2 protein-coding genes and 2 pseudogenes are annotated in these 3979 nt (G+C 72.5%); all 4 read right to left on the bottom strand.

The window, feature by feature from the left end; translation table 11 throughout:
* A pseudogene (locus tag JM949_RS34285) lies at nucleotides 1–652 on the bottom strand (MFS transporter); the annotation flags it as partial.
* A 629-nt stretch (nucleotides 653–1281) separates the two neighbouring features.
* On the bottom strand, nucleotides 1282–1614 hold the full coding sequence (locus tag JM949_RS34280) for a hypothetical protein (protein WP_203152165.1): 333 nt from the start codon (nucleotides 1612–1614) through the stop codon (nucleotides 1282–1284).
* A gap of 233 nt (nucleotides 1615–1847) precedes the next feature.
* Nucleotides 1848–2552 carry a UdgX family uracil-DNA binding protein gene (locus tag JM949_RS34275; protein ID WP_203152164.1) on the bottom strand — a complete coding sequence of 235 codons (705 nt, stop codon included), beginning with the start codon at nucleotides 2550–2552 and terminating at the stop codon, nucleotides 1848–1850.
* Nucleotides 2553–2875: 323 nt separating this feature from the next.
* A pseudogene (locus JM949_RS34270) lies at nucleotides 2876–3979 on the bottom strand (aminotransferase class I/II-fold pyridoxal phosphate-dependent enzyme); the annotation flags it as partial.

Below are 3979 nucleotides of genomic sequence, written 5' to 3'. Positions count from 1 at the left end.
CTCGGCCGCCGCGAGCCGCCGCGCGGTGAGCAGTGGGTCGGGCCGGAGCAACCCGAGGAGTACGACGGCAGCCAGCACGAACGCGGCCGCGCTGAACGCGAACGGGCCGGCCAGCGGGGGCAGCCCCCAGCCGGTGGTGACCCGGTCGGCCAGCGCGGCGAAGTTCGGCGCGGCCACCGCACCGATGGTGGTGGCCCAGACGATCAGGGAGAGCTGCCGCCCCCGGCGGGCCGGCTCGGCGAGGTCCACCGCCGTGTAGCGGGCCTGCAGGTTCGCGGCGGTGCCCCCGCCGAAGAGCAGCATGCCGAGGAAGAGCAGCGGCACCCAGCGGGTGGCCGCGGCCAGCACCACCAGCACGCCGCCGACGGCCCCCACCGCGTACGCCAGCACCAGGCCCGGCCGGCGACCGTGCCGCGCCATGATCCGGGTGACCGGGACGGCGAGCAGCGCGGCGCCGACCACCCCGGCGCTCTGCGCGACACCGGCCACCGCGGTCCCGGCGATCCGGGCCGCCAGCAGCGCGCCCACGGCGATGCCGATGGTCACGCCGATCCCGCCGATGATCTGGGTGGTGAAGAGCAGCCGCAGGGTACGCCGCTGGATGACCGACGTCGGGTCGGACGGCGGTACGCGCGGTCAGGTCGGTCGCCATCGGCGCTCCTGTCGGAAGGGGTGCCTCATCCTCGCGCACCCACACCGCGCACAGGCAGTGGGTCGGCCAACAGGGACGTGCCGTGTTCGGCAAGATCACGGCGGGCGACCGAGCCGCCCTATCCCCGCGATCCTGGTGTTTCCGGTGGGTTGGGCACGGCCAGCCGGGACGCCAGCCGGCGGATCCGGGTCACTGTGAGCGCGGCGACGGCCACACCGACGGCGGCGACCACGCCGAAGGGCCAACGCACCGGCACCCGATGAGCAGCGTCGCCGGCACCCAGTAGACGGCCATCAACTGCAACCCGGTCGCCCGCTCGACGAATCGTCGCCATCCCCGGCGGCGGCCGCTGGTCGCGGTGGGCGCACCGGCACGACGCGCCTCGTTGTCCGTTCATCGACCCCCGATACCCACCCACGCGATCCGCGACGCACTGTCAATCTTGGACAGTTTCCGTCAGGGAGTGACGGAAACTGTCCAAGATCTGGAAGCGGCTGCGATATTCCAGGCCGATCTCCCGGAGGCGGTGACCGGAAATCGGCCAGGGCCGCGGTCACCTCGCGGCCCGACCGCAGCGTCGATTTCCGACCGAACTGCTCCTGTCGAGGCGCGGGTGACGTGTCGGCGGTTCAGCAGTCCAGCACCGAGTTCGACCACGGCTGGTAGACGTCGGGCATCTGCCGGTAATGCAGGACGAAGAAGTTGGTGAGCGGAGGAACCGTCAGGCACGGCCCGATGCTGTCCCCGAGGGTCGCCCGCTTGTTGACCGGGTAGGTGTGGCAGTTCGAATAGGTGATGTACTGGTTGACCCCGCCGATGACCCAGCTGTCGGACCGACACTCGATGGGCGGGTCACCGGCCGGCGCCGGTGCCGGTGCCGCGTTGGCGGGCGCCGCCACGAGCAGGCTGGCGCCGAGCGCGGCGGCGAAACCGGCCGCTGTGACAGTCTTTTTCAGGTTCAAAATGGTCCCTCCGCAATAGACCCGGGGATCGGGCCTCGAAGTGCGACCATTTCACTCGACGGATAAATTCACGAGTACGAATCGAATATTTTTATAGCGGTTGACTGCGCAGGAACGTTGCCGACGTTCGATCTACATCAATACGAGAAATTTTCGAAACAACCCGTCTGGATGCCGTTGCGATTTCTTTACTGCGCAATTTGCGCGACCAGAAGGGCGGTTGGCGCCGTTGGCTATTTGGGCAGGGCGCGGGTCACCACGGCGAGATCGGCGACCATACCCTCGTACGCCTTGTCCTGGTCGTCGGCGCGCAGCACCGCGGACGGGTGGATGGTGGCCAGCAGCCGGGCCGTCGGCGCGTCGGCCCGCTTCCCGGAGTTGTCCACCGGCACCCGCTGGAAGTCCTCCGGGTGCTGCGCCGACTGCGGCCAGGGCAGCAGCTCGCCCCGCTGGCGGGTGACCCGGAAGGACGGGCCGAGCAGCGCCTTGGCGGCGGTCGCGCCGAGGACCACCACGATCTCCGGGCGCAGCCGGGCGAACTCGGCCACCAGCCAGGGCCGGCAGGCGGTGATGTGCACCTGATCCGGGGTCTGGTGGATCCGCCGCTTGCCGCGCAGCTCGAAACGGAAGTGCTTCACGGCGTTCGTCAGATAGAGCTGACCCGGGTCCAACCCGGCGTCGTCGACAGCGCGGCGCAGCAGGCGTCCGGCGGGGCCGACGAAGGGCAGCCCCTTCTGGTCCTCCATGTCGCCGGGCTGCTCGCCGACCAGCACCACGCGGGCGCTCTCGTCACCCCGGCCGAAGACCGTCTGCGAGGCGTCCCGGAACAGCTCGCAGCCGCGGCAGCCGCCGGCCGCGGTGCGCAGGTCGTCGATGGTCTCGGCGTCGGGCGGGATGAACCGCTGGGCGCCCGGCGCGCTCCCGGTCTGCTCGGCCATGCCGACTGTTATATACCCGCTCGACACCCAGTGCCGGGTACGCCCCCGGCGCGGTGCCCGGCACCCGGCGCGGCGCCGGCAGCCGCCCCGCGTCAGTACCCGTTACCGCCGCCATCCCCACCGGAAGCGATAGCGATCAGCACGATGATGATGATGATCACCGCCACCGCCACCGCGATCCAGACTCCCTTACGCGCCCCACCTGAAGCCATGATCCCCACCTCCGGTGCGCCGCATACCCGTCCCGTCCGCCTCGAATCATCGCGATCCGTACCTACCGCCCGAGCTGATGCCGTGGGTCTGACGACGACGCCCGGGCCCGGTCAGGCGAGGAAGCCTCGCAGCGGGGTGGGGTTTACCGCCTGAGCCAGGGCGGCGGCCAGCGGAGCCAGGTCGGCGGCGTCCAGGGAGCTGACGGTGATGCGCAGGCCGGGTGCGGCGGCGATCCGGTAGAGCGCGCCCGGGGCCACCGCCCAGCCGGCGTCGCGCAGCGCGGTCACCGCGCTGGTCTCGTCCGCCACCGGTAACCAGACGTTGATGCCGCTGCGGCCCTGCGCGGTCAGGCCGTACGAGGCCAGCGCGGCCAGCAGCCCTTCGCGCCGCTGCTCGTAGCTCCGCGCCGCCCGCTCCACCAAATCGGTGACCGCCGGGTCCCGCCAGAGGGCGAGCACCAGGCGTTGCAGCACCGTGGAGACCCAGCCGGTGCCCACCCGCGCCCGGCCGCTGACCCGGGCCACAGTGGTCTCGTCGCCGACCAGCACCGCCAGCCGCAGGTCCGGGCCGAACGGCTTGCTCACCGAGCGGAGGAAGGCCCAACTCGCGGTCGCGCCGGCCAACGGGTGCAGGGGTACCCGGGCCACCTCGGCCGCGTGGTCGTCCTCGATCAACAACAGGTCCTGCCGGCCGGCAAGCAGCGCCCGCAGCGCCTCGGCGCGGGCGGCGGAGACGGCCGCGCCGGTCGGGTTCTGCGCCCGGCTGGTGACCACCAGGGCCCGTGCTCCGGCGGCGAGCGCGGCGGCCACCCCGGCGACCAGCGGCCCCTCGTCGTCCAGCGGTACGCCGATCGGGCGCAGGCCCAGCGCGGCGACCAGGTCGAGCAGGTTGGCCCAGCCCGGGTCCTCGACCGCCACCGCGTCACCGGGGCGCAGCTGGGCGCCGAGCAGCCGCTCGATGCCGTCCAGCGCACCGCCGGTGAGGGTGAGTTCGCCGACCGGTACGCCGTCGGCGCTCAGCCGGGCGCGGGCCGCCTCCGCCAACTCGGGCAGCACCCCGGCGTCGGAGTAACCGATCGACGGGCGGCCGTCGGCGGCGAGCGCCGCCAGGTGCGGACCCAGCGGGGGAAGGAGTCGGAGGTCGGGTTCACCCCCGGGACAGGTCTCGGGCGCCGGGCAGCGGTGGTGGGCGCAGCGCGGAGCGGCGGGCGGCCA

The organism is Micromonospora tarensis, from assembly GCF_016803395.1.
Taxonomy (GTDB): Bacteria; Actinomycetota; Actinomycetes; order Mycobacteriales; family Micromonosporaceae; genus Micromonospora; species Micromonospora tarensis.
Note: the sequence above shows the minus strand (reverse complement) of the source record. Positions and strands in the feature narration are given on the sequence as shown.